Annotated in this window: 15 protein-coding genes; 13 read left to right on the top strand and 2 right to left on the bottom strand. The window is 47.1% G+C overall.

What is annotated here, in order from left to right:
* Positions 1-21: 21 nt before the first annotated feature.
* Positions 22-900, bottom strand: coding sequence for an AraC family transcriptional regulator (locus QBE55_13570; protein ID WZL78514.1), 879 nt, complete (start codon positions 898-900; stop codon positions 22-24).
* A 253-nt stretch (positions 901-1,153) separates the two neighbouring features.
* Between QBE55_13570 and QBE55_13565 the strand changes: the two genes are divergently transcribed.
* The 11 genes from QBE55_13565 to QBE55_13515 all read left to right on the top strand — a co-directional run bounded on the left by QBE55_13565 (position 1,154) and on the right by QBE55_13515 (position 18,291).
* Positions 1,154-2,563: a glycoside hydrolase family 28 protein gene (locus QBE55_13565; protein ID WZL78513.1), complete on the top strand. Its 1,410-nt coding sequence runs from the start codon at positions 1,154-1,156 to the stop codon at positions 2,561-2,563.
* 409 nt (positions 2,564-2,972) lie between these two features.
* Positions 2,973-5,105: a glycoside hydrolase family 65 gene (locus QBE55_13560; GenBank protein ID WZL78512.1), complete on the top strand. Its 2,133-nt coding sequence runs from the start codon at positions 2,973-2,975 to the stop codon at positions 5,103-5,105.
* A gap of 226 nt (positions 5,106-5,331) precedes the next feature.
* Positions 5,332-6,651: a xylose isomerase gene (gene xylA, locus QBE55_13555; protein ID WZL78511.1), complete on the top strand. Its 1,320-nt coding sequence runs from the start codon at positions 5,332-5,334 to the stop codon at positions 6,649-6,651.
* 117 nt (positions 6,652-6,768) lie between these two features.
* Positions 6,769-8,235, top strand: a complete 1,467-nt coding sequence (gene xylB / locus QBE55_13550; protein ID WZL78510.1) for a xylulokinase — start codon at positions 6,769-6,771, stop codon at positions 8,233-8,235.
* Positions 8,236-8,376: 141 nt separating this feature from the next.
* Positions 8,377-10,518, top strand: a complete 2,142-nt coding sequence (locus tag QBE55_13545) for a glycoside hydrolase family 3 C-terminal domain-containing protein (protein ID WZL78509.1) — start codon at positions 8,377-8,379, stop codon at positions 10,516-10,518.
* Positions 10,519-10,623: 105 nt separating this feature from the next.
* Entirely contained in the window at positions 10,624-12,927 is a 2,304-nt protein-coding gene (locus QBE55_13540) for a helix-turn-helix domain-containing protein (protein ID WZL78508.1), read from the top strand.
* Between the two features lie 220 nt (positions 12,928-13,147).
* Entirely contained in the window at positions 13,148-13,753 is a 606-nt protein-coding gene (locus QBE55_13535) for a hypothetical protein (protein WZL78507.1), read from the top strand.
* Positions 13,719-14,564, top strand: coding sequence for an ABC transporter permease subunit (locus tag QBE55_13530; protein ID WZL78506.1), 846 nt, complete (start codon positions 13,719-13,721; stop codon positions 14,562-14,564). Before QBE55_13535 ends, QBE55_13530 begins: the two co-directional genes overlap by 35 nt.
* 13 nt (positions 14,565-14,577) lie before the next feature.
* The gene (locus QBE55_13525; GenBank protein ID WZL78505.1) at positions 14,578-15,468 is read left to right on the top strand and encodes a carbohydrate ABC transporter permease; all 891 of its coding nucleotides are present in this window, start codon (positions 14,578-14,580) and stop codon (positions 15,466-15,468) included.
* A 316-nt stretch (positions 15,469-15,784) separates the two neighbouring features.
* Positions 15,785-17,020, top strand: a complete 1,236-nt coding sequence (locus QBE55_13520) for a S41 family peptidase (GenBank protein ID WZL78504.1) — start codon at positions 15,785-15,787, stop codon at positions 17,018-17,020.
* 23 nt (positions 17,021-17,043) lie between these two features.
* Positions 17,044-18,291 carry a PDZ domain-containing protein gene (locus QBE55_13515; protein ID WZL78503.1) on the top strand — a complete coding sequence of 416 codons (1,248 nt, stop codon included), beginning with the start codon at positions 17,044-17,046 and terminating at the stop codon, positions 18,289-18,291.
* A gap of 16 nt (positions 18,292-18,307) precedes the next feature.
* Here QBE55_13515 and QBE55_13510 read toward each other — a convergent pair whose 3' ends face one another.
* Positions 18,308-18,892, bottom strand: a complete 585-nt coding sequence (locus QBE55_13510) for a BsuPI-related putative proteinase inhibitor (protein ID WZL78502.1) — start codon at positions 18,890-18,892, stop codon at positions 18,308-18,310.
* Between the two features lie 170 nt (positions 18,893-19,062).
* On the opposite strand from QBE55_13510, the gene uvrB reads away from it, so the two are divergent.
* The gene (gene uvrB, locus QBE55_13505) at positions 19,063-21,036 is read left to right on the top strand and encodes an excinuclease ABC subunit UvrB (protein WZL78501.1); all 1,974 of its coding nucleotides are present in this window, start codon (positions 19,063-19,065) and stop codon (positions 21,034-21,036) included.
* A gap of 3 nt (positions 21,037-21,039) precedes the next feature.
* Positions 21,040-23,871, top strand: coding sequence for an excinuclease ABC subunit UvrA (gene uvrA, locus QBE55_13500; GenBank protein ID WZL78500.1), 2,832 nt, complete (start codon positions 21,040-21,042; stop codon positions 23,869-23,871).
* Position 23,872 lies beyond the last annotated feature (1 nt).

Below are 23,872 nucleotides of genomic sequence, written 5' to 3'. Positions count from 1 at the left end.
GTTTACCATTTTGTGTAATAATCAGCTGACTGGTATTTTGGAATCATCAAAGTTCACTTTCTTACGAAATGCAGTAGGGGTACATCGATATTTTTTCTTAAAGAGTGTTATAAAATAGCTGATCGTATTAAATCCAACTGTTTCGGAAACCTGGGTGATATTAAGATCGGAATATCGGAGAAGCTTTTCCGCTTCGATGATTCTTTTTTCCGTAATAAACCCCATGATGCTGCTTCCTGTAACTTCATTAAAGCTATGGCATAAATAGTATTTGCTTATGTAAAATTGCGCGGATAGCATGTCCAGGGTAATCGGCTCGTTATAGTTGGAGTTAATATAATCAACAATCCGAGCGATCCGCTGTTCCTTTGAATTGACTTCTGCACTGCTTTCCATGGCATTGCCTTTGTCTACCATATCTACCATAGAGAGCAGTAGATTCAATAAGGAAAACAGTGCCTTTAGTTTCGTTATTGGTTCCGATTGCTGTGTAAAGGCCGGATAGATCTGCTCCGTCAGCTTGTGAAATAATCTTTGATTAAATTGATTCGGGAAAGAAAGCTTTTTCTTTTGAAACATTATCAGGACCTTGTTCCTGATATCCTGATCCGGAATGATATTAAGGGCTTCATCACTGATATAGATCAAGAATCTTTCCCCTTTTTCCCCTTTCTCATACCAAGTCTTGTGATATGTGAATTTGTTTACAAATATTACATCGTACTTATTCACCTGGTAGGATTTGTTTCCAATAAAGTACGTTGCCGCATTTCCAAGAAAATAATATATTTCATAGCAGTTATGATAGTGATTCAGGGGCATATTCTGTTTTTTGGGTGCTTGGGTATATTCTACCCGAAAGCCTTCCTTCTGTGACAAAGGTTCGTTCTTGATTTTCATACAGAACACCTTCTATTAAAGAACAATATTATGATACAAGAATCATTATACATGGCAATTCTGTGAAAGTAAAGAAGAGGATATTGTTATATAGTAATCAAGAACGGACTTTGCTTATGGCGGAGAGAATGAATTAAAACAGCCAGAAAGTGATATGATGCATGAGATGGCATCCGCTTTATGAACAATAGGTGGAAAAGACATTTTTAGAAGTACAAGAAACCGGCGTAAAAATACTTTGGAGAAAGAAAGGATGAAAGCCCCTTTGTTTGCGGATCAGGATTTTTACATTACGGAGTATGGAGCAAAAGGAGACGGCATTCACAGAAATACCGAATCAATTGCCAGGGCAGTGGAAGACTGCAGCCTGAAGGGCGGAGGAAGGGTTGTCGTACCTGCCGGAGTATGGCGGACTGGTCCGATATCTTTACGGAGCAATGTAAATTTACATGTACAGGAAGGCGCGCTTGTTGTATTCAGTAAATGTATTGACGATTACCCGCTTGTTTCCTCCAATTTTGAAGGGCAGGATACAGTAAGGTGCGTTTCTCCAATAAATGGAATGGATTTGGAGAACATTGCAATAACCGGAAAAGGCATTTTTGATGGTTCCGGAGAAGCATGGAGGCCCGTCAAAAGGTCAAAGATGACAGAAAGTCAATGGAACCGATTGGTTCGTTCCGGTGGATTTGTAAATATCGATAGCCAGACATGGTGGCCTGAAAAGCAAGCATCAGAAGGGGAACAATTTTTCAAAAAGCACAAGGCGGAAGCAGACAGGGAGGCATACGAATCTCATAAGAGGTTTGCCCGGCCAACACTTTTGAATTTGACACGATGCCAAAAAATATTGCTGGACGGACCAACTTTTCAGAACTCCCCGGCGTGGTGCATTCATCTCTTACTATGCGACAATGTAACGATTTCCAATATCTCCGTAAGAAATCCATGGTATGCGCAGAATGGAGATGGACTGGATCTGGATTCGTGTAAAAATGTAATGGTATCCTACTCCGATTTTGATGTGGGGGACGATGCAATATGCATGAAATCCGGAAAAGACCAGGAGGGAAGAGACCGGGGTGTCGCCTGTGAGAAGGTAAGTATTTGCAATTGCACTGTTTATCATGGACATGGTGGATTTGTAGTGGGAAGCGAAATGTCCGGGGATGTAAGGAATATTCATGTATCCGATTGCATTTTTATAGGCACGGATGTTGGAATCCGATTGAAAAGCTGCCGGGGAAGAGGCGGGGTTGTAGAGAAGATATGCATAGACAATATCCGGATGAAGGATATTCTAAAGGAAGGAATTTTAATGACAACCCGTTATGACAGTGAAAGGATCTTCGCAGAGACAGAGGTTGCATTGCCGATATCAGAGGGCACTCCCGAATTCCGGGATATTTCCATTCAGGGTATCACCTGCATCCATGCAGGCCAGGCGATTTCCATTTTAGGCCTGCCGGAGATGCCAATAAAGAATATTCATCTGGAAAACTGCTGCTTTAACGCAGAAAAGGGGGTGAAATGTGCTTATGGGAAGGACTTGAAATTTCATAAGATGAGACTTCTGATACAGGAGGATCCGATTCTCCCGTTCCGGAATTGCAGCGGCACGGAATTGTCTGAAATAGAAAAGGAGAAGAGCAAGAATTTATAAGTACCGCAATTTTTTTATATACCTATGCTTAAGGAAAACAATATTGTTAAAGTAAAAAGTTCGGGATGTAAAAGAATTATTTCTTAATATTATTGAAGCGAGTAAAATTATAGGTATGTACCAGGCAGGATAAAATTAAGAGCCGGGAAAGGCGATACCGGAATATCAAAAAAATGCAGATGGTGATAGAAAGGAATGGATGCATCCGGATCTTACCAACCGTTATACACATCGTCATTTGTCTCATATCTATCCGCTGCCCAGAGGGATAAGCAAGAGGAAGAAACAGATCTGGTATAAAAAAGAATCCTTTCAGCCATGGAATGCATCTTTTCAGCCACAGAATGCGTTGCTGATTTGTGGCGATTTGTAATTATAAATTTATCTGTGCGAGAGGGGAAAATATCAGATGATAGATCGCTATCAGCTTGTTACCCGACATAATCCCGTTTATCACAGAGCAGATATTCGTGCTCCGCTGTCTGTGGGGAATGGTGAGTTTGCCTATACGGCAGATGTTACCGGGATGCAAAGCTTCCCGGAAGCATATGAAAAAGGGCAGCCTTTATGTACGCAGTCTCAATGGGGATGGCATACGAATCCAAAGCCTTCCGGACTGTCCTATGAAGATTTTAAAATGACGGAATACGATACGCCTTGGGGTAAACAGGGATTTCCAACCAGTTCCAAAGGGCAAAAGGATCTTTACGCCTATTTAAGGCAAAATCCACATCGTTTGCATTTGGGTCAGATCGGCATGGAACTCAAAAAGGTTGGTGGAACAAAAGCTGTTTTGGAAGATATCACGGATATTCGGCAAACCCTCGATCTTTATCATGGAATACTCAAAAGCTATTTCAGGATAGATTCCACACCGGTTCAGGTGAGAACAGCTTGCCATCCTTCTCGGGAGGAGGTTGTCTTTTCCATTGAATCCTCTTTGCTGCGAGAGGGAAGGCTCACCGTTCGTCTTGCCTTTCCCGGAGCTTCTCCTGGCCGGTCGTTTTCCGAAGGAAGAGCTTCCCTTCCGGATCGATGGCCTGATTACCTTTCCGCTGCAGACTGGAGGCATCCGGAATTTCATCATACCTATCTGGTTGAGAGTGATACAAATACTGCAGTATTTCTCCGTAACCTGGATGATGACCGGTATTTTGTCAGAGCTCATTGGAGCGGGCAGGGCATTTTAAAACAGACGGCACCCCATTGTTTTTCTGTCTGCCCGCAGCCCGGATCGGATCGTTTTCAGATAGGCTTTGAATTTCAGCGTAGTTCATTTGAGCATGATGTCGATGAAATTGAGAACACCTTTCGCAGCAGTATCAATTATTGGAGCCAGTTTTGGTCTGCCGGAGGAGCAGTCCAGTTATCAGACAGCAAGGATCCAGGGGCAGAAGAGCTGGAACGGCGGTTGATCCTTTCTCAATATCTTACTGCAGTTCACTGTGCGGGCAGCATGCCGCCACAGGAAACCGGCCTGATGAACAACAGTTGGTATGGAAAGTTTAATCTGGAAATGCATTGGTGGCATGCTTATCATTTTACTTTATGGGGAAGGACATCTTTGTTGGAGAGGAGCCTGTGCTGGTATAACGCGAATTTGTCCAAAGCAAAACGGATGGCGAAAAGACATGGATTGTCCGGAGCACGCTGGGTGAAAAGCTATGGTCCGGAGGATTGGGACGATGCCATGCCTTCCGGAATCGGTCCACTGCTGATATGGTGTCAGCCCCACCCTATCAGCTTTGCAGAAGCCTGTTATAAAGCCTGTCAGGAATCAGCCTGCCCGGAATCCGGCGTTTCAATTCTGGAGAAGTACGGAGATCTGGTATTGGAAACGGCGGAATACATGGCGGACTTCGTCGTCTGGGACAGAGTGAACAAAAGATACATCCTGGCTCCGCCGATTGCCACTGCCCAGGAAGTTCATCCGCCCATGACGGTATGCAATCCATCCTTTGAGCTGTCATACTGGAGATATGGTTTAAAAGTGGCGCAAAGATGGAGAGAACGCATGAAATTAGGCCGCAGTGAAGAATGGGACGATATTCTTCAGCATCTTTCAAAACTTCCAGTGTATCAAGGAGTATATCTGGCCCATGAAAACTGCCGGGATACCTATACACGATATAACTATGATCATCCTTCCTTTCTGGCATGTTTCGGGGTTCTGCCGGGAGAAGATGTGGATCATGGGATTATGACAAACACGCTTGCCAGGGTATTAAGGCAATGGGATTTAAAGAAAAAAAGCTGGGGATGGGATTATCCCATGATCGCCATGACAGCGGCCAGGCTGGGACAGCCGGATGTTGCAGTTTCCATACTTTTAAATGATCTGCCGCAGAATCAATTTCTGGCAAACGGACATAACGCCACCCGAAGTGATCTGCCGTGCTACCTTCCGGCCAATGGCGCCTTACTGACAGCTGTTGCATTGATGGCGGCCGGATGGGAAGGGGGACCGGAAGAAGAAGCGCCGGGCTTTCCCAAAGACGGTTCCTGGGCCGTTCAGCAGGAGGGCATTCGAAAGTATGGGTGAGGATAGGCAGACTCCAACGGATGATTACCGTAACTCTATTCGTTTTGCCGGTGTACCACTTGTTGGTTTATAATCGGCTGGCGTATCTTTTGTTGGTTCATAATCCGTTGGTGTATCGTTGCTGGCGTATCCTTTTCGTGTCTTGACAACGAACCCGCTGTGCCCTAATATTAGTATATACAAGGGTTAAAATATCATTGAATTGAATAAATTGGGGAGGCATATCATGGGTGAAATATTCAAAAGCATTCCGAAGGTAAAGTACGAAGGGTCATCTTCCAAAAATCCTTTTGCGTTCCGGTATTATGATGCGGACAGGGTCATTATGGGAAAAACCATGAGGGAGCATCTTCCTTTTGCCATGGCCTGGTGGCATAATCTTGGAGCGGCCGGTGCTGATATGTTCGGAGTGGGTACAGCAGACAAAAGCTTTGGATCAAAGATCGGCACCATGGAACATGCCAGGGCAAAAGTCGATGCAGGCTTTGAGTTCATGGAGAAACTGGGCATCGAATATTTCTGTTTTCATGATGCGGATCTGGTGCCGGAGGCCGAAACCATCTCCGGGACCAATGCGCGTCTGGATGAGGTTTCCGATTATATCAGGGAAAAGATGAAACACACCGGGAAAAAGCTTCTTTGGGCTACGGCAAATATGTTCAACAATCCAAGATTTATGAACGGGGCAGGGAGCACCAATTCCGCGGATGTATATTGTTTTGCCGCGGCACAGGTCAAGAAAGCTCTGGATCTTACCGTAAAGCTGGGCGGCAGGGGCTATGTATTCTGGGGAGGCAGGGAAGGCTATGAAACACTGCTGAATACCGATATGAAATTCGAGCTGGAAAACATTGCGGCACTTATGAAAATGGCGGTGGAATACGGCAGGAGCATTGGTTTCAAAGGAGATTTTTATATTGAACCCAAGCCCAAGGAGCCGACAAAGCATCAATATGATTTTGATGCTTCCACGGCGATTGGCTTTCTGAAGGACTATGGTCTGGATCAGGATTTCAAGCTGAATATCGAAGCCAATCATGCGACGCTGGCAGGACATACCTTCCAGCATGAGCTGCGGGTCAGCGCGATCCACGGGATGCTGGGAAGCATTGATGCAAACCAGGGGGATTGTCTTCTTGGGTGGGACACGGATCAGTTTCCCTTTAATGTATATGAAGCAGCCATGTGCATGTATGAAGTTTTAAAGGCCGGTGGACTGAAAAACGGAGGGTTCAACTTCGATGCCAAAAACCGGCGTCCCAGCAATACCCATGAGGATATGTTCCTGGGATATATCCTGGGAATGGACACCTTTGCCCTGGGTCTCATCAAAGCTGCTCAGATCATAGAGGACGGCAGGATTGACCGCTTTGTGAAGGAAAGATACTCCAGCTTCGAAACCGGACTGGGCGCAAAGATCAGAGAAGGCGGGACGAACCTGACGGAGCTTGCCGAACATGCCGAAAAACTGGGAGCGCCTGAGCTGCCTGGGTCCGGAAGGCAGGAATATCTGGAGAGTATTGTGAATTCCATACTTTTTGGTTAAGCAATTGTTTCCGGAAGTACCATCGAACTAAGTATTATCGAAGTAAGTGCCATTGAAGCAAGTACCATCGAACTAAGTACCCTCAAAGGACCCATCAAGGAACGGGGCAGGTGTGAAATGTATTTTATTGGAATAGATTTGGGCACCTCAGCAGTAAAACTGCTGCTGATGAATCAAAATGGTGTCTGCGTAAAGAGCGTATCAAGGGAATATCCCATTTCCTATCCGAAGCCGGGCTGGTCGGAACAAAATTCGGAGGACTGGTATCGTCAGACATCGGATGGACTCCGGGAACTTCTCCCGGATATTGATAAATCCAGGGTGGCCGGGATTGGAGTAAGCGGACAGATGCATGGCCTGGTGGCACTGGACAAAAGCGATCATGTGATTCGTCCCGCGATTCTGTGGAATGACGAGAGAACCGCTGAGGAGACCGAATACCTGAATCAGGAGATTGGGAAAGACCGTTTATCGGCGGATACAGCGAACGTTGCCTTTGCCGGATTTACCGCGCCGAAGATTCTGTGGATGAGGAAACAGGAACCGGATCATTTCAGGCGCATTGCAAAGATTATGCTCCCAAAGGATTATATCGTGTATCGGTGGACCGGGGTACATAGTTCCGATCCTTCCGACGCCTCGGGGACATTGCTGTTTGATGTGAAAAACAGATGTTGGTCAAAAGACATGATGCAGATATGCGAGGTAACCGAGGAACAGCTTCCAGCCGTCTATGAGAGCTATGAGGTGGTTGGAACCATGAAAGAGGAGATCGCCGGGGAATTTGGTTTACCCGGGAATGTCAAAATTGTGGCAGGGGCAGGGGACAATGCGGCTGCTGCAGTTGGGACCGGTACAGTGGGGGAAGGAAGGTGCAACGTTTCCCTTGGGACTTCCGGCACCCTGTTTGTCTCCAGCGAACAATTTGAAGTGGATAAAAACAATGCCCTTCATGCCTTTGCCCATGCGGATGGCAATTATCATCTCATGGGAGTGGTGCTCAGTGCTGCTTCCTGCAATAAGTGGTGGATGGAAGAGATCCTGAAGACGAAGGATTTTGCCGGAGAGCAGAAGGATATTCATAATCTGGGCAGCAACCGGGTGTATTTTCTTCCCTATTTGATGGGAGAGCGTTCTCCCCACAATGATCCCAATGCCAGAGGAGCCTTTGTCGGCATGACCATGGAAACCACCCGGAAGGATATGACCCTTGCCATGATGGAGGGAGTGGCATTTGCAATCCGGGATTCCTATGAGGTTGCCCGATCCCTGGGAACCGGGATAAAGAGGACCAAAATGTGCGGCGGCGGAGCGAAAAGTCCTCTCTGGAGAAAAGTCCTGGCCAATGTTCTGAATCTGAAGGTGGACATCCTGTCCGTGGAAGAAGGGCCGGCACTTGGCGCTGCCATGCTGGCTGCGGTGGGCTGCAGAGCATACGCTTCCGTGGAGGAGATTGCGGAAAAGATTGTCCAAATCCGGACTACAGTGGAGCCGGACCCTGCAATTGTTTCTCTTTATAATGAAAGATACCGGGTATACCGGAGCCTTTATCCGGGGCTGAAGGATTTGTTTCCCAAAATGTAGATGTGTAGATGGGGTACATCATAGGAACTTACATAGGAACTTATAAAGGAAACAGGAGTGCTCTACATGGTAAAGTTCTATTCTTGAAACAATTATGCGTATCATTGAGTATGGAAGCTATAAAAACAGGATGGTGAAGAAATGGGAGCAGAAGCAGTTGAAGGAAGGACGAACCGAATCACAACGCAGGAAGCGGAAAAACGTGCGCGTAAGCTGGTGGATCAGATGACCATAGAGGAAAGAGCATCCCAGCTGAAATATGATGCACCGCCCATAGAGCGGCTGAAGATTCCTGCGTATAACTGGTGGAATGAGGCCCTTCATGGTGTCGCGAGGGGCGGCACGGCCACCATGTTTCCCCAGGCAATCGGTATGGCTGCCATGTTTGATGAACATTTTATGGAGGTAATTGGGAATATCATTGCCACCGAGGGGCGGGCGAAATACAATGAAGCGGCAAAGCATGGAGACCGGGATATCTATAAGGGAATCACCTTCTGGTCACCCAATGTAAATATCTTTCGGGATCCCAGATGGGGCAGAGGGCATGAAACCTATGGCGAGGATCCCTATCTGACGGGGAGACTGGGGGTCGCTTTTATAAAGGGCCTGCAGGGTCATGGCAGATATCTGAAGTCTGCGGCCTGTGTCAAGCATTTTGCAGTGCACAGCGGCCCGGAAAGCCTCCGGCACGAATTCGATGCGACAGCATCAAAGAAGGATATGTGGGAGACCTATCTGCCTGCATTTGAGGATTGTGTATTGGAAGGCAAAGTGGAAGGCGTCATGGGAGCGTACAACCGTACAAATGGAGAGCCCTGCTGCGGGAGCTATACATTGCTTCGGGATATCCTGAGGGGCAAATGGAAATTTGAAGGCCATGTTGTCTCAGACTGTGGGGCAATCGCAGATTTTCATACCGGGCACCTTGTTACCTCCACAGCCCCGGAGTCTGCCGCTCTTGCCATAAAGGCAGGATGCGATTTAAATTGCGGAAACACCTATCTTCACTTACTGCAGGCTCTAAAGGATAACCTGATTACAGAAGAGGATATCACCAGATCCGCGGTAAGGCTGTTTACCACCAGAATGAAACTGGGCATGTTTGATGAATGCGAATACGACAGCATTCCCTACTCGGTAGTGGATTCCGGAGAGCATAATGAAGCGGCATTGGAAGCCGCCCGAAAGAGCATGGTCCTTCTGAAGAATGACGGGATTTTGCCTTTGGACAAAGACAGGATAAAGACAATCGGGGTCATCGGGCCCAACGCCAACAGTCGTCTGGCTTTGAAAGGAAACTATTACGGGACTCCTTCCAGGACTATCACGCTGCTTGAAGGAATACAGGATTATGTCGGGGATGAGGTTCGTGTTTATTATTCGGAAGGCTGTCATTTATATAAAGACAAGGTGGAAAATCTGGGGCTGAAAAACGACAGGACAGCGGAAGCCCGGACTGTGGCGGAACACAGCGATGTGGTGGTCCTTTGCCTGGGTCTGGATGAGACATTGGAAGGAGAGCAGGGAGATGCCGGAAATGCCTCTGCATCCGGAGACAAGGCAGATCTGAATCTTCCGGAGGTGCAGGAGGATCTGCTGGAGAAGGTAGCGGCGGTTGGGAAACCAACCGTACTTCTGTTGTCAACAGGGAGCGCCGTGAGCATCAATTTCGCCGATAAAAAGTGCAATGCCATTCTTCAAACCTGGTACCCCGGGGCCAGAGGCGGTCAGGCTGCGGCAGAATGTCTGTTTGGCGACTACTCCCCTTCCGGAAAACTGCCTGTTACCTTTTACAGAAGTGTGGAAGAGCTCCCGGCATTCACCAATTACTCCATGAAGGGAAGGACCTATCGTTATATGGAAACAGAGCCCCTGTATCCCTTTGGATTCGGGCTTACCTACAGCAGGGTTGAGCTAAGGGATCTGAGGATACAGAACAAGATAGCAAAGGAAAGCGATATCCGGTTATCGGTGGAAATCAAAAATGCAGGGTCCTACGATACCGATGAGGTGGTACAGTTCTATATAAAGGACAGGAATTCTAAATATGCGGTTCCCAATCCCTGCCTGTGCGGCTTTCAGAGGATCCATCTTGGGAGGGGGGAAAGCAGGGTGGTGGAAGCCATGATTCCCAACAAAGCTATGAATATCGTGGACGGGGAAGGAAACCGATACCTGGACAGCAATCACTTTACGGTTTTTGCAGGGATAAGCCAGCCGGATCAAAGAAGTGTGGCCCTGACAGGCATACGGCCTTTGTCGGTTGAAATAAGCTTTTGATAAAAGTAATATTCTTCCTGGAAGAATCATAAGGATTGATTTGTAGTGAAAAAAGAGGATATGCTGAGATAATTCCTATGGCTGCCTTTGTTAGGGGGAATAAGCATGGCAGGCTTATGGAAGCACAACAAGGCTTTCAGCCGAATATTTCTATCCTATTTGATCCTATTGGCCATTCCAATGATTGTCCTTGGAGCCGTTCATTATTATCAGACATTGAAAATTATGGAGGATAAAATTGAGAAAGATAGTCTGGCGGCTTTGCAGCAATCTTCCGATACAGTGGATTCTTTTGTGGAAGGGCTTTATAGGATATCCAGTGAGTTTTCCCTGAATCAAAGGCTACATGATTTTCTTTATACAAAAGCGGAATCTGCACGGGATTTGAGCTCATTGGCCAGGCCGGTGATGTTGGATTTACGGAAATATACAATTTTAAACAATTTTATCGGAGATATCTATATCTATTCCAGAAAGAACAACTCTATTGTGTCGCCGACCGGTCTCTATACTCCGGAGATCTTTTTCAGCTGCGTCTATCCCCACACGTCTGACCAGGCGGAGTTTGGAAAATGGACAGATGCCATAAGGAAAGCAGATTTTCGAAAGACCATTCCTGTTACAGTAAATACTTGTGCCGGCAATATAGATAAGAAAATTCTTTTTAAGGATTCTCTGCCCAATGCACAGGATAATCTGGGATGTATCCTGGTGCTTATGAATCAGGATCGGTATCTGGATACATTTTCGGAAGTACTGAAAGGATATCATGGAAGCCTGTATATACTGGGCCATGACCGCCGGGTCATTGTATCGGAGAATCCCTGGCATGGTACGGATATTACAGAAAAAAATCTGCGATCCCGGACAGCTGCGGAAACGATTGCAACATCAGAAGGAAAAGTGCTAAAGGTACACATCACATCGACAAAAAACAACTGGAGATATGTAAGCATTATTCCATATAACGCATTCATTGATCAGGTAAAGATCTTGAAATTGTCCACCATATGCATTATCGTTCTGTTTGGTTTTTTTGCTTTTATGATATCTTTTTTTGCTGCTAACAGAAATTATGCGCCGATCAGGAACATCATACAGTTCATACAAACAGCATATGGAGATCAGGCGGAAGAAAAGGATGATTATCAGGTTATATCAAATATAATACAATCTTCCAGTGAAGAAATAAAGTCGAATCAGAAGATAATGAAGAGGTATATCCCTGTCATAAGACAGCGTTATCTGGCTGAAATTATAGGGGGGGATGAAAATTGCCAGGAAAGTCAAAGCGATTCAATGAATCAATTGCTGGGCATTCGTCTGGACTTCACTGTTTCTGCAGTGGCATTGTTTCATGTAAAGATGAAAGAAACGGCTGATAAGAAACAGGACGGGCAAAAGGAATTGTACAAGATTGCATTATGCAATGCCATAGAAGAAGTCGTGAAAGATCACTGTGTAGGATATGCAGTGGAAATGGGCCATAATACCATTGCCTGCATCTGTGGGTCGGATGTTGCAAACCCGGACAGTTTACAGGAGAACCTGTATGCGCTGGCAACAAAGCTGAAAAAGGATCCGGAGAACAAACTGGATATTGTTTTATCAGCGGGGATAGGAAATATCTATAAGGGTCACATGAATTTATCCCGCTCTTATGAGGAGGCAGAAGAGGCCCTTCATTATGCCGGGCTGATGAATGAAGAGATTGTGTACTATAATGATATCCTGAAGAATGATAATTTGTTTGCATTTCCTGTTTCAAAGGAAATACAACTGATAAATGCCATAAAGTCAGGGAAACAGGAAGAAGCACTGGAAGTTGTGAGCAGTGTTTATAATGAAAACTGTCTTCATAAACAGCTGACCTATGAGATGATGGAACTTTTTTTGTATGATTTGTACTGCTCAGTGGTTAAGGCAATGGAAGAGTTAAGCCTGAAGCATTGCGATTCCATCTTTCAAAGCATTCGGGAGCTGGATAATCCGGACAACGGACATCGGGATATGTCCTATTTTCTATTGGATATCAAGGAAAAGGTCATTCAGGTCTGTAAAGAAATCAAGATACAGCAGAGCGAACGGCCAGCAAAGCTGGAGAAAGGAATCCGGGTCTATATAGATGAACATTTTCTGGATCATCAGCTCAGTCTGGAAAGGCTGGCGGATGTGTTTCATGTCACGCCCCAGTATTTAAGCCGTTTTTTCAGGGAGCATTTCTGTAAAAGTTATGTGGATTATGTAAATGAAAAAAGAGTGGTGATAGCAAAGGACTATCTGCTTGGGAATGAAAAAGTCAAGGATGCCGCAGTAAAGTCCGGTTTTAATAATGTTGGTACATTTATCAATGCCTTTCGCAAATGTACCGGCTTTACACCCGGAGAATTCAGAAATGCCAGTCAATAGTTTACATTTTTATAACAGTATAATAATTGTAACAACAATACATTAAGAAATCGGAATGCTGTAGATTTCAATATTTACATTTGAACTCTTCTTCTTATAATGAAATTAGGAAACAGATATCTGTTCTGCAGGGTTTGTCTCGAGTGTTGTGAGGAAAGAAGTGCACGGGAGGAAAGGTGGCAGTTGAGCCACAAATAAATGATCAGAAAGAAGGGTTTCTATGAGAAGCATTAAAATCAAGGCGTTCGTTTTGGTATTGTCCCTGATACTTTGTTTGAACCTGATGACAGGCTGTAAAGGCACGGACCAGGCAGGCAAGGAAACAGATGAAAAAGCGGTGTCTCAGAATACACCAGATGTTTCCGATAAGAACTTGGAAAAAACATCATCCGGAGATGGGCCCAAAGATGATGCAAGTAAAAATGCGATCTATCCTATGAAAGGGAAGCCTGAATTAACCTATTGGGTGGGGCTGGCATCCAATGTATCCGCATTTGCGACAAATTACAGTGAGCTTCCATTCCGAAAGAATCTGGAGAAAGTCACAGGGATCAAAGTAAAATATGAGCATCCCCCCTCCGGTCAGGAACGGGAAACATTGAATGTACTGCTGGCTTCCAGGGAATATCCGGATATCATCGAGTATGCCTGGCCCGGATATCCCGGTGGTGTCACCAAGCTTTTCAACGATGGTGTCATACTGGAACTCACGGATTTGATGAAACAATATGCTCCGAACCTTGCTGCTTATTATGAATCGAATCCGGAAATTGCCAAGCAGGTAAAGAGCGATGACGGCAAGTTTTATCTCTCTGTTTCATTATAAACCCATGTACGGTACCATCATTGCATTTAAGAACTTTACTCCGGCAAAAGGAATTATGAACAGTCCCTGGGCAGGGCTGCAGCACTTTAAAAATTTTTTCTCCAGTGTTTATTTTGGCAGGGTGTTGAAAAACACCCTGATCATCAGCATCACTCAATTGATATTCGGATTTCCGGCGCCCATTCTGCTTGCATTGTTGATCAATGAGTTACGGAACCGGGCTTTTTCACGAACGGTACAAACCATCGGCTATATGCCCCATTTTATTTCCCTGGTAGTCTTATGTGGCATGATCAAGCAATTTACAAGCGACAGCGGATTTATTACTTTGCTGCTGTCTCATGTTGGACTCAAAAAGCAGACCATGCTCAATCAGCCTGGATTGTTTGTCCCGATCTATGTGATCTCCGATATCTGGCAGAATGTGGGGTGGGGAAGTATTATCTATCTGGCGGCATTAACAGGGATAGATCCGGAATTGTACGATGCCTCAAAAATCGATGGCGCCGGAAGATGGAAACAGACGCTGTATATAACGATTCCCTGCCTGCTGCCTACCATCATAATATTATTGATTTTGAGGACGGGAAGTATTCTCAGTGTCGGTTCGGAAAAAATTATTCTTTTATATAATCCTTCTATTTATGAAACATCCGATGTTATTTCCTCCTATGTATACCGGCAGGGCCTTCTGAATTCTGACTGGAGCTACAGTACCGCCGTGGGGCTGTTCAATTCCGTTGTAAATTTTGCACTGGTGGTGATGGTAAATAAAATAAGCAGGAAAACCAGCGAAATCAGTTTATGGTGATGGAGGGATTCCAATGAATAACAAGATCCGAGCAGGAATCGGGGAACGTATTTTCAATGTTGTAAATATATTACTTTTGATTAGTATTATGGGGATTACACTTTATCCCATGCTCTATGTTGTGTTTGCTTCGTTCAGTAAACCGGATCGGTTTATGATGCATTACGGGCCTTTATGGTATCCTCTGGGGTTTGATCTGTCTTCCTATCAGGCAGTCTTCAAAAACCCCAATATTTGGAATGGATACCGGAATACCATTTTTATCGTTGTGGTGGGAGTGGCTGTCAACATGTTCCTGACATTACTGGGAGGATACCTTCTGTCCAGGCGAAACTGGATGTTTCAGCGAGTAATGGCGCTGTCTGTCATCTTCACCATGTACTTCAGCGGCGGATTGATTCCCTTTTATCTGACGGTACGGGATCTTCGACTGGATAAGACTTTATGGTCGCTGATTCTTCCAACGGCAATCAGCACCTATAATTTGATTATCATGCGAACGGCTTTTGCGGCGATTCCGGAAAGCTTGGAAGAATCCGCAAAGCTGGATGGGGCAAGCCATTTTGTCATCCTCACAAAGGTCATGATTCCTCTGGTTGGGCCTACCATCGCAGTTCTGGTACTGTACTATGGAGTCGGACACTGGAATTCCTGGTTCAACGCCATGATATTTCTGATGGGAGTACGTTCAAAATATCCGTTGCAGCTGATCCTGCGGGAGATACTGATTCAGAATTCCCTGGATGATATGACCATGGGAGCGGGAATGGAAGATAGGGAGATGATAGCCGAAACAATTAAATACGCTGTGATTGTAGTTTCCACGGCGCCTATTCTTTGTCTGTATCCATTTCTCCAAAAATATTTTGTGAAAGGGGTTATGATTGGAGCGTTGAAAGGATAGTGCAGCACGCCGCCTTCAGATTGTCGTCGCATGGATAAATGCCTGGTATCTTTCAAATACTTGTGAAATGCCTATTATCTGAAATCTCAGATATATCTCCGTTTCCGGCTTGCAGTCCGGAAACGGCATTTTATATGGATGGAACATCCATCCGGACAGCAGCGGAAGAATGAACAATCGTCCAAACAGAAAAAAGAGGTCTGATATCCTTTCTTTTTGTCTATACTAATTAGTAAATACAGGCAAACATCTTTTGTATAAATGGATAGGGGATGTTATAATAATTATATTGGATGCGGCAACAGGGAGGGTATATATGATTAGCAAAAAGAAAGCTGTAATCGGGGCAGTTATCATTATTTTATGCACGGCGGTTTTTTCATCCCTCATTACACTTCGGGTGAATGAATACAAGATGATCAGTCAGGGAGATGTCATCCAGGCAGAAGATTATACGGAGCTGAGGGATTTTTACAGGAAATTCAATCAGGTAAAAGCAGTCGTTCAGCAGGACTATCTGGAGGAACCGAAGCTGAAGACGCTGTTGGACGGAGCGTTAAAGGGTATGGTCGCTTCCCTGAATGATCCGTATTCCTATTATCTGACAGCAAAGGAATACCAGGATTTCCTGGTGGATGTGGAAGGATCCTATGCGGGAGTGGGTCTTACCGTTACAGTAAACAAGGAAGACAACATGATTACCGTTGTGAATGCTATTAAGGGAGGCCCCGCTGCAGAAGCCGGCATTGTGACAGGTGATAAGATCATAAACATCGATGGAGAAGATGTGGATGGATCCATGCTGGATGCTGCAGTAAGCAAGATGCGCGGCAAGGCGGATACTAAAGTAAAGGTTTCCATTCTGCGTGACGGCAAAACCGAGGAATACAGCATCACTCGGAAGGTTGTCAATCTTCCCGATATGGAATACAAAATGCTGGACGACAAAATCGGATACCTGTGGTTGTACCGGTTTGATAAGAATTCCTCCGCCAATTTCTTCAGGGCTGTGGAGGAACTGCGTTCCAGGGGGATGCAGGGCATGGTACTGGATTTGCGCAACAACCCTGGCGGCTTGCTGGATGAATGTGTGGCAATCGGGGATAAGCTGCTTCCGGAAGGCTTGGTATTGTACAGTGAAGACAAGCATGGCAATCGGGAAGAATACAAAACAGACAAGCAATATCTGAAGATTCCCCTGGCCGTATTGGTCAATGAATACAGTGCCAGCGCATCGGAGGTTTTGTCCGGAGCCATACAGGACCATGGAGTTGGTGTGCTGATCGGCCATACCACTTTTGGAAAGGGACTGGTTCAGACCATCCGCGGGCCCTTTAAGGAAGGCGACGTCGTCAAGCTGACCACCGCGAAATATTTTACGCCCAAAGGCAGGGATATCAACAAAAAAGGTGTGGTACCCGATATTAAAGTAAACGAGCTGGAGGAAGCCGGCCAATTTGTCACGGATCATCCGGGAAAGGACCTTCCGTTGAATCTGGATGCTCCTCTTTCCAAAGGATTGGAAGAAGTGAAAAAGCAGCTCAGTCAGTAAGGGCGAAAAAGGAGAGACATACCATGTCCGGATTTATCAAAATGCTGTTTACTGCTTTTGCCCAATCCATAACGAGCTTTCTCTATCTTTTGATTCTGCTGATGGTTTATGCCGAAATCAAGAAGAATGCCCGGCTGGAAGAGTCCTGGTTGGGTTCTTTACGGGACACTTCAGGAAATCGTTTGATGGACAGTATGTTGTTTGGCATGATTGCAGGTCTGATTTCCAGCACTTTGATTATTTTGATAGGAATTCCCATCAATCTGAATACCCTGGTCATTCTCCTGCCTTTCTCCCTGCTCCTTACTTTGCTGAATAAGCGATATCTGTGCCTGTCTTATGCAGGAGGTGTTCTGTCCCTGGTCAGCCTGATCTTCGGCTGGCCGGATATGGATGTTCCATCGCTTCTGGCACTGATTGGGATCCTTCACCTGACCGAAAGTCTCCTGATTATGCTGGACGGGCAAAAGGAAACCGTGCCGGTGGTAATGGAACATAAAAGGTTCAAGCCCATTGGAGCGTTTGCGATAGGTAAGTTCTGGCCGGTGCCCCTTGTCATTCTGACGATTCCGTCCGGTATTCTGCAGACGGCGGGAGGAGGAATGCAAATGCCGGATTGGTGGCCTTTGTTCGGAGGACAAGGAGGCAGCGGTCTCATGCTGTTTCCCATTGCAGTCCTGTTGGAATACAACGATTTGGCTGTTACGGCCCGTCCGGAGCAGAGGGCAAGGAAAACCGGCCTGTGGATGGGCATGTGCAGCCTGCTGATCCTGGTTATCGCCGTTTTGTCTGTTCACTATGTCTGGCTGATGTTTGCAGGCGCAGTCCTGATGCCGCTTCTGCACGAATTTCTGTTGTATTGGAGCAGGAAAAGCCAGTTGAACGGAAATCCGATTTTTGGCGCTCCCTGGCGCGGGCTGCGGATACTGGATGTTGCGCCGGATACCATAGGCAGTCAAATGGGGCTGAAACCAGGAGATATTCTGCTGAGTCTGAATGGAAAGGGAGTCAACAGCGAAGAGATGCTTCGGGAAATTTTGCAGACTGCTCCAATGTATCTCTGGATTGATTACAAAAGGGACGGGAAACCGGGAACAGCAGAGTATCATTCCTATCATTGTGATGAGGATCGCATGGGGATTTTGTTTGTACCAAGAAAGACCAGTCGGTTTTTCCGGGCAGAAGAGCAAAAGGGTCCTCTTCTCCGGCTATGGAAATGGATTCAACGGATGCAGAGGCAGAGGAAAAATCGCGATCATTTAAAGGCTTAATCCTGAGGCCGGAGGCTCACGTCCCGGTTATCCGGATGGTCAGATGCAGTTTCACCTGGCTGGCCTGTCTGGAAGTATTCCAGCCAAATACGTGAAGCGAATCGATTTTTGAATGGAAAGACAAAGGCAAGGCAAACTGTTCTTCGAAACGCACGGATTGATTCGGAGAGAGGGAAACCTTGCCTATCATCTGAGCGAAGGATTTGTCACGGGACCATTGCCACAGCATCTGTCCTGAAGGCAAGTCCAGCTGGAAGTCATACCTCTGGCTGGTATTGTAATCCAGCTGCATGGTCCGATTGGAGAGGTTTGCCATCCACAATGACAGTAAGACGGTGTCTTCGGGCTGATAAACCGGCTTGTCAGCAGACAACAGCAGAGACAGTCCGGAAAGGACCCTGGCAGACTGGCAGGGCGGAGGAAAAGCAGCTGAAAGATAATCGGAATTCCGGACAGGAAGGGGAATGTTCAGTATCTGACCCGGATGAATCCCTTCCGGATCACGAATCGGATTGCTTTTCATCAGGGCAGATACTGTTGTCCGGAACTTCAGGCTGATGGAATATAACGTATCACCGGGCTGAACAATATACTGTATCATGGAATCTCCTTCCCTGGTATGTGTGAATTCCTTCCTATTTAGTATCATATATATTATATTATCCGGAAACTATTCCTGCAATAAGGGGACAAGCAATTCTTTTTTAGAACAGGTGTTCTGTTTTCTTGACAAATATGGTATAATGTCTGACAGTACGAGGAGGAAAGCGTATGAAGTTTGTGATCAAATCGGATATGAAGCCGCAGGGAGACCAGCCTCAGGCCATCGAGCAGCTGTCAGAAGGAATCCGGAAGGGAAAAAAGGATCAGACGCTGCTTGGCATTACCGGATCCGGAAAGACATTTACCATGGCCAATGTGATTGAAAGGGTTCAGAAACCCACCCTGGTACTGGCGCATAATAAAACCCTTGCAGCGCAGCTTTGCAATGAATTTCGTGAGATATTCCCTGACAACGCTGTGGAGTACTTTGTTTCCTATTATGATTACTACCAGCCGGAAGCATATGTTCCTTCCAGTGATACGTATATTGAAAAGGATGCCTCCATCAACGATGAAATTGATAAGCTTCGCCACTCTGCCACCTCTGCGCTGTTTGAGCGCAGGGATGTGATTGTCGTATCCAGCGTATCCTGCATCTATGGCCTGGGGAATCCCAAAGAATACAGGGATCTGACGTTATCTCTCCGGCCCGGTATGGTAAAGGACCGCAATGAGGTGCTGAAGAAGCTTGTGGACATTCAATATGAGCGGAATGATGTGAACTTTATCCGTGGTACTTTCCGGGTTCGCGGGGATGTTGTGGAGATCTTTCCGGCCAATTCCTCCGAGCGGGCCATACGGGTGGAGTTTTTTGGAGACGAGATCGATCGGATTACCGAAATCGATACTGTGACCGGAGAGATCCTGGGCTATCTGTCCCATGCCGCCATCTTTCCTGCTTCCCATTATGCATCTTCCCGGGAGCATATTGAGAACGCCATCGGCAGCATAGAAAAGGATCTGGAGGAACAGGTTGCACGGTTCAGGGAGCAGGACAAGCTGCTGGAAGCGCAGCGACTTCTGCAGAGAACGAATTTTGACATTGAGATGATGCGGGAAATCGGATACTGCAATGGCATAGAGAATTATTCCAGATATATGGACGGAAGAAGTCCGGGAGAGCCGCCCTATACGCTTCTGGACTACTTTCCAAAGGATTTCCTGCTCTTTGCGGACGAATCCCATGTGACTCTGCCGCAGGTTCGGGCCATGTACGCCGGCGACCGTTCCCGGAAGGAGACCCTTGTGGATTATGGATTCCGGCTGCCTGCGGCTTTTGACAACCGCCCGCTGAAATTTGAGGAGTTCTGCAGCAAGCTGAATCAGGCAATCTTTGTCAGTGCGACGCCGGGGCCTTATGAACTGCAAATGTCTTCCGGCGTGGTGGAACAGATTATCCGGCCTACCGGTCTGGTGGATCCGGAAGTGAGGGTCATGCCGGTGGAAGGACAGATCGACCATCTTCTGGGTGAGATCCGGAAAAGAGCGGAGCGGAAAGAAAGGGTCCTGATTACGACCCTGACCAAGAAAATGGCAGAAAGCCTGACAGACTTCCTGAAGGAAATGAATGTGAAGGTGAGATATCTGCATTCGGATGTGAAAACAATTGAAAGAATGGAGATCATCCGGGACCTTCGCAAGGGTGTGTTTGACGTTCTGGTGGGGATCAACCTACTTCGGGAAGGTTTGGATCTTCCGGAAGTATCACTGGTTGCGATACTGGACGCAGACAAGGAAGGTTTTCTGCGGTCCCAGACTTCCCTGATCCAGACCATAGGAAGAGCGGCACGGAATACAGCAGGTACCGTGATCATGTATGCCGACCGGATTACGGATTCCATGCGGTATGCCATTGATGAGACCAACCGCAGAAGAAAAATGCAGATGGATTACAACCGTCAGCACGGCATTACACCCAGGACCATTAAAAAATCCATCCATGATACGATTGAAGTGACAAAAGCGGCAGAAGCGCATTCCGCTTATGGGATAAAGAAGGATATGACCGCATTGGATCGGGAAAAGCTGATCCGGAAACTGGAAAAGGAAATGAAAGCTGCTGCCGCTGCCCTGGAGTTCGAAACCGCTGCCAGGCTGCGTGATCAGATCATGGAACTGAGAAAAGAACAGAAAACGGGGTAACGAATGAGTAAGGATGTACTGTACATCAAAGGTGCGCGTGAGCACAATCTGAAAAATATAAACCTGTCCATTCCCAGAGATAAGCTTGTCGTTTTTACCGGCCTGAGCGGATCCGGAAAATCGTCCCTGGCATTTGACACGATATATGCGGAGGGGCAGCGCCGGTATGTGGAGTCTCTTTCCTCTTATGCCCGGCAGTTTCTGGGACTCATGGAAAAACCGGATGTGGACTATATTGAAGGGCTGTCCCCTGCCATATCCATCGACCAAAAGTCGACCAGCCATAACCCCCGGTCCACAGTAGGGACCGTAACGGAGATTTATGACTATCTGCGGCTGCTGTTTGCAAGAATTGGTGTTCCGCATTGTCCCAAATGCGGGCGGGAGATTCACCGGCAGTCCATTGACCAGATGGTGGATGCGATTATGAAGCTGCAGAACCGCAGCCGCATTCAGCTGCTGGCTCCTGTGGTACGTGGCAGAAAAGGCGAGCACATCAAGCTTCTGGAGAATATCCGCCGGGACGGGTATGTCCGGGTCCGCGTGGATGGTGAAATGCGGGAGCTTTCCGATGACATCCGGTTGGAAAAGAACAAAAAGCATACCATAGAGGTGGTTGTGGATCGTCTTATTGTAAAGGACGGCATTCAGCAGCGCTTATCGGATTCCCTGGAAACGGTCCTGGCTTTGAGCAATGGTCTTGCCATAGTGGATGTGATTGACGGAAAAGAGATTCTTTTCAGCCAGAATTATGCCTGCCCCCATTGCGGCATCAGCATTGAGGAAATGAATCCCAGGATGTTTTCCTTCAACACTCCCTATGGGGCCTGTGATGCCTGCGATGGACTGGGTGTCATGATGGACATTGATCCGTCCCTTATCGTGCCCAATACGGACTTGCCCCTGGCGGAAGGCGCCATAGTGGCTCCGGGCTGGAACATGACCAACGGGGACAATGTGGCGAAGATGTATCTCAGGGGCTTGGCAAAGCACGACGGATTTCGCCTGAAAACACCTGTCCGGGATCTGGATGAAAAGTTTGTGGATCGGATCCTGTATGGAACCAAAGGAGAAAAAATCAAGTTCCACTATACCAGGGGGTATGGCTCGGGGACCTTTACCGCACCTTTTGAGGGCATCATTCCCAATCTGGAGCGACGCTACCGGGAGAGCCAGTCCCGATATGTAAAGGAAGGAATCGAATCCCTGATGAGCACAAAGCCCTGCCCGAAGTGCGCCGGCGCCCGTCTGCGTCCGGAGTCCCTGGCAGTCACCGTGAATGATGTCAATATCGACGAAGTAACCAGAATGCCGATCCGGAAAGCATTGGACTTTTTACAGAATTTGCAGCTGTCGGAAACGGATCAGCTGATTTCGCGTCAGATTCGGAAAGAACTGCAGGCCAGGCTGAAGTTTCTGGTGGATGTGGGCCTGGACTATCTGACACTGTCCCGATCCGCCTCCACTTTGTCCGGAGGCGAGTCCCAGAGAATTCGTCTGGCCACCCAGATTGGATCCGGTCTGGTGGGGGTGCTATATATTCTGGACGAACCCAGCATCGGCCTTCATCAGAGAGATAACAAAAGGCTGATCCGGACACTGAAGAATCTGCGGGATCTGGGCAATACGCTGATTGTCGTGGAGCATGACGAGGAGACCATGCTGGAATCCGACTATCTGGTCGATATCGGGCCGGGGCCCGGAGTTCACGGAGGCCATGTTGTTGCCGCGGGTACTCCCAAAGAGGTGATGGAGAACCCGGATTCCATAACCGGTCAGTACCTGAGCGGGAAGAAGCGCATTGCAGTGCCCTCCAAAAGAAGGAAGTCAAATGGAAAATGGCTGAAAATAACCGGAGCGAGGGAAAATAATCTGAAAAATATCCAGGCGAAATTCCCATTGGGTGTCTTTACCTGTGTCACCGGTGTTTCCGGATCCGGAAAGAGTTCTCTGGTGAACGGGATTCTCTATAAGGTTCTGGCAAGGGATCTGAATCGGGCCAAAACCCGGCCCGGAAAGTTTGACTCCATACAGGGAACGGAGTATCTGGATAAGGTCATCAATATTGATCAGTCTCCCATTGGACGAACGCCAAGGTCCAATCCTGCCACGTATACCGGCGTGTTTGACCTGGTACGGCAGGTATTTGCCATGACCAACGAGGCGAAAATCCGGGGCTATAAAAACGGACGGTTCAGTTTCAATGTGAAGGGCGGCCGCTGTGAAGCCTGCCATGGGGACGGTATCCTGAAAATTGAAATGCATTTCCTGCCGGATGTATATGTTCCCTGTGAGGTCTGCAAGGGAAAGCGATACAACCGGGAGACGCTGGAGGTAAAGTATAAGGGGAAAAACGTTGCTGATGTACTGGATATGACAGTGGAGTCGGCACTGGAATTCTTCAAAAACATTCCCAGACTGAAGAGAAAGCTGAAAACCCTGTATGATGTGGGGTTGGGCTATATCAAGCTTGGGCAGTCCTCCACCACCCTGTCCGGCGGGGAAGCCCAGCGGGTAAAGCTGGCCAATGAGCTGAGTCGCCGCAGTACGGGAAAGACCCTGTATATCCTGGATGAGCCGACCACCGGACTGCATACTGCCGATGTGCAGAAGCTGATTGCCATTCTCCAGCGGCTTACAGAAGAGGGGAATACCGTTGTGGTCATCGAACACAATCTGGATGTCATCAAAACCGCGGATTATATCCTGGACCTTGGCCCGGAGGGCGGGGACAACGGAGGGCAGGTGATTGCCACCGGGACCCCGGAAGAGGTGGCCGGGAAGGAAACCAGTTACACCGGCCAATTTTTAAAAAAAGTGCTGACGGGAGATTAAG

This window comes from Eubacteriales bacterium mix99, from assembly GCA_038396605.1.
Classification (GTDB): domain Bacteria; phylum Bacillota; class Clostridia; order Caldicoprobacterales; family DTU083; genus UBA4874.
This window is presented reverse-complemented; position numbering and strand designations above follow the sequence as displayed.

What these genes read in the sequence shown, in the direction of transcription:
- QBE55_13570 (WZL78514.1), bottom strand. Translation starts at nt 900, where the DNA reads ATGAAAATCAAGAACGAACCTTTGTCACAGAAGGAAGGCTTTCGGGTA.
- QBE55_13565 (WZL78513.1), top strand. Translation starts at nt 1,154, where the DNA reads ATGAAAGCCCCTTTGTTTGCGGATCAGGATTTTTACATTACGGAGTAT.
- QBE55_13560 (WZL78512.1), top strand. Translation starts at nt 2,973, where the DNA reads ATGATAGATCGCTATCAGCTTGTTACCCGACATAATCCCGTTTATCAC.
- xylA (WZL78511.1), top strand. Translation starts at nt 5,332, where the DNA reads ATGGGTGAAATATTCAAAAGCATTCCGAAGGTAAAGTACGAAGGGTCA.
- xylB (WZL78510.1), top strand. Translation starts at nt 6,769, where the DNA reads ATGTATTTTATTGGAATAGATTTGGGCACCTCAGCAGTAAAACTGCTG.
- QBE55_13545 (WZL78509.1), top strand. Translation starts at nt 8,377, where the DNA reads ATGGGAGCAGAAGCAGTTGAAGGAAGGACGAACCGAATCACAACGCAG.
- QBE55_13540 (WZL78508.1), top strand. Translation starts at nt 10,624, where the DNA reads ATGGCAGGCTTATGGAAGCACAACAAGGCTTTCAGCCGAATATTTCTA.
- QBE55_13535 (WZL78507.1), top strand. Translation starts at nt 13,148, where the DNA reads ATGAGAAGCATTAAAATCAAGGCGTTCGTTTTGGTATTGTCCCTGATA.
- QBE55_13530 (WZL78506.1), top strand. Translation starts at nt 13,719, where the DNA reads ATGACGGCAAGTTTTATCTCTCTGTTTCATTATAAACCCATGTACGGT.
- QBE55_13525 (WZL78505.1), top strand. Translation starts at nt 14,578, where the DNA reads ATGAATAACAAGATCCGAGCAGGAATCGGGGAACGTATTTTCAATGTT.
- QBE55_13520 (WZL78504.1), top strand. Translation starts at nt 15,785, where the DNA reads ATGATTAGCAAAAAGAAAGCTGTAATCGGGGCAGTTATCATTATTTTA.
- QBE55_13515 (WZL78503.1), top strand. Translation starts at nt 17,044, where the DNA reads ATGTCCGGATTTATCAAAATGCTGTTTACTGCTTTTGCCCAATCCATA.
- QBE55_13510 (WZL78502.1), bottom strand. Translation starts at nt 18,892, where the DNA reads ATGATACAGTATATTGTTCAGCCCGGTGATACGTTATATTCCATCAGC.
- uvrB (WZL78501.1), top strand. Translation starts at nt 19,063, where the DNA reads ATGAAGTTTGTGATCAAATCGGATATGAAGCCGCAGGGAGACCAGCCT.
- uvrA (WZL78500.1), top strand. Translation starts at nt 21,040, where the DNA reads ATGAGTAAGGATGTACTGTACATCAAAGGTGCGCGTGAGCACAATCTG.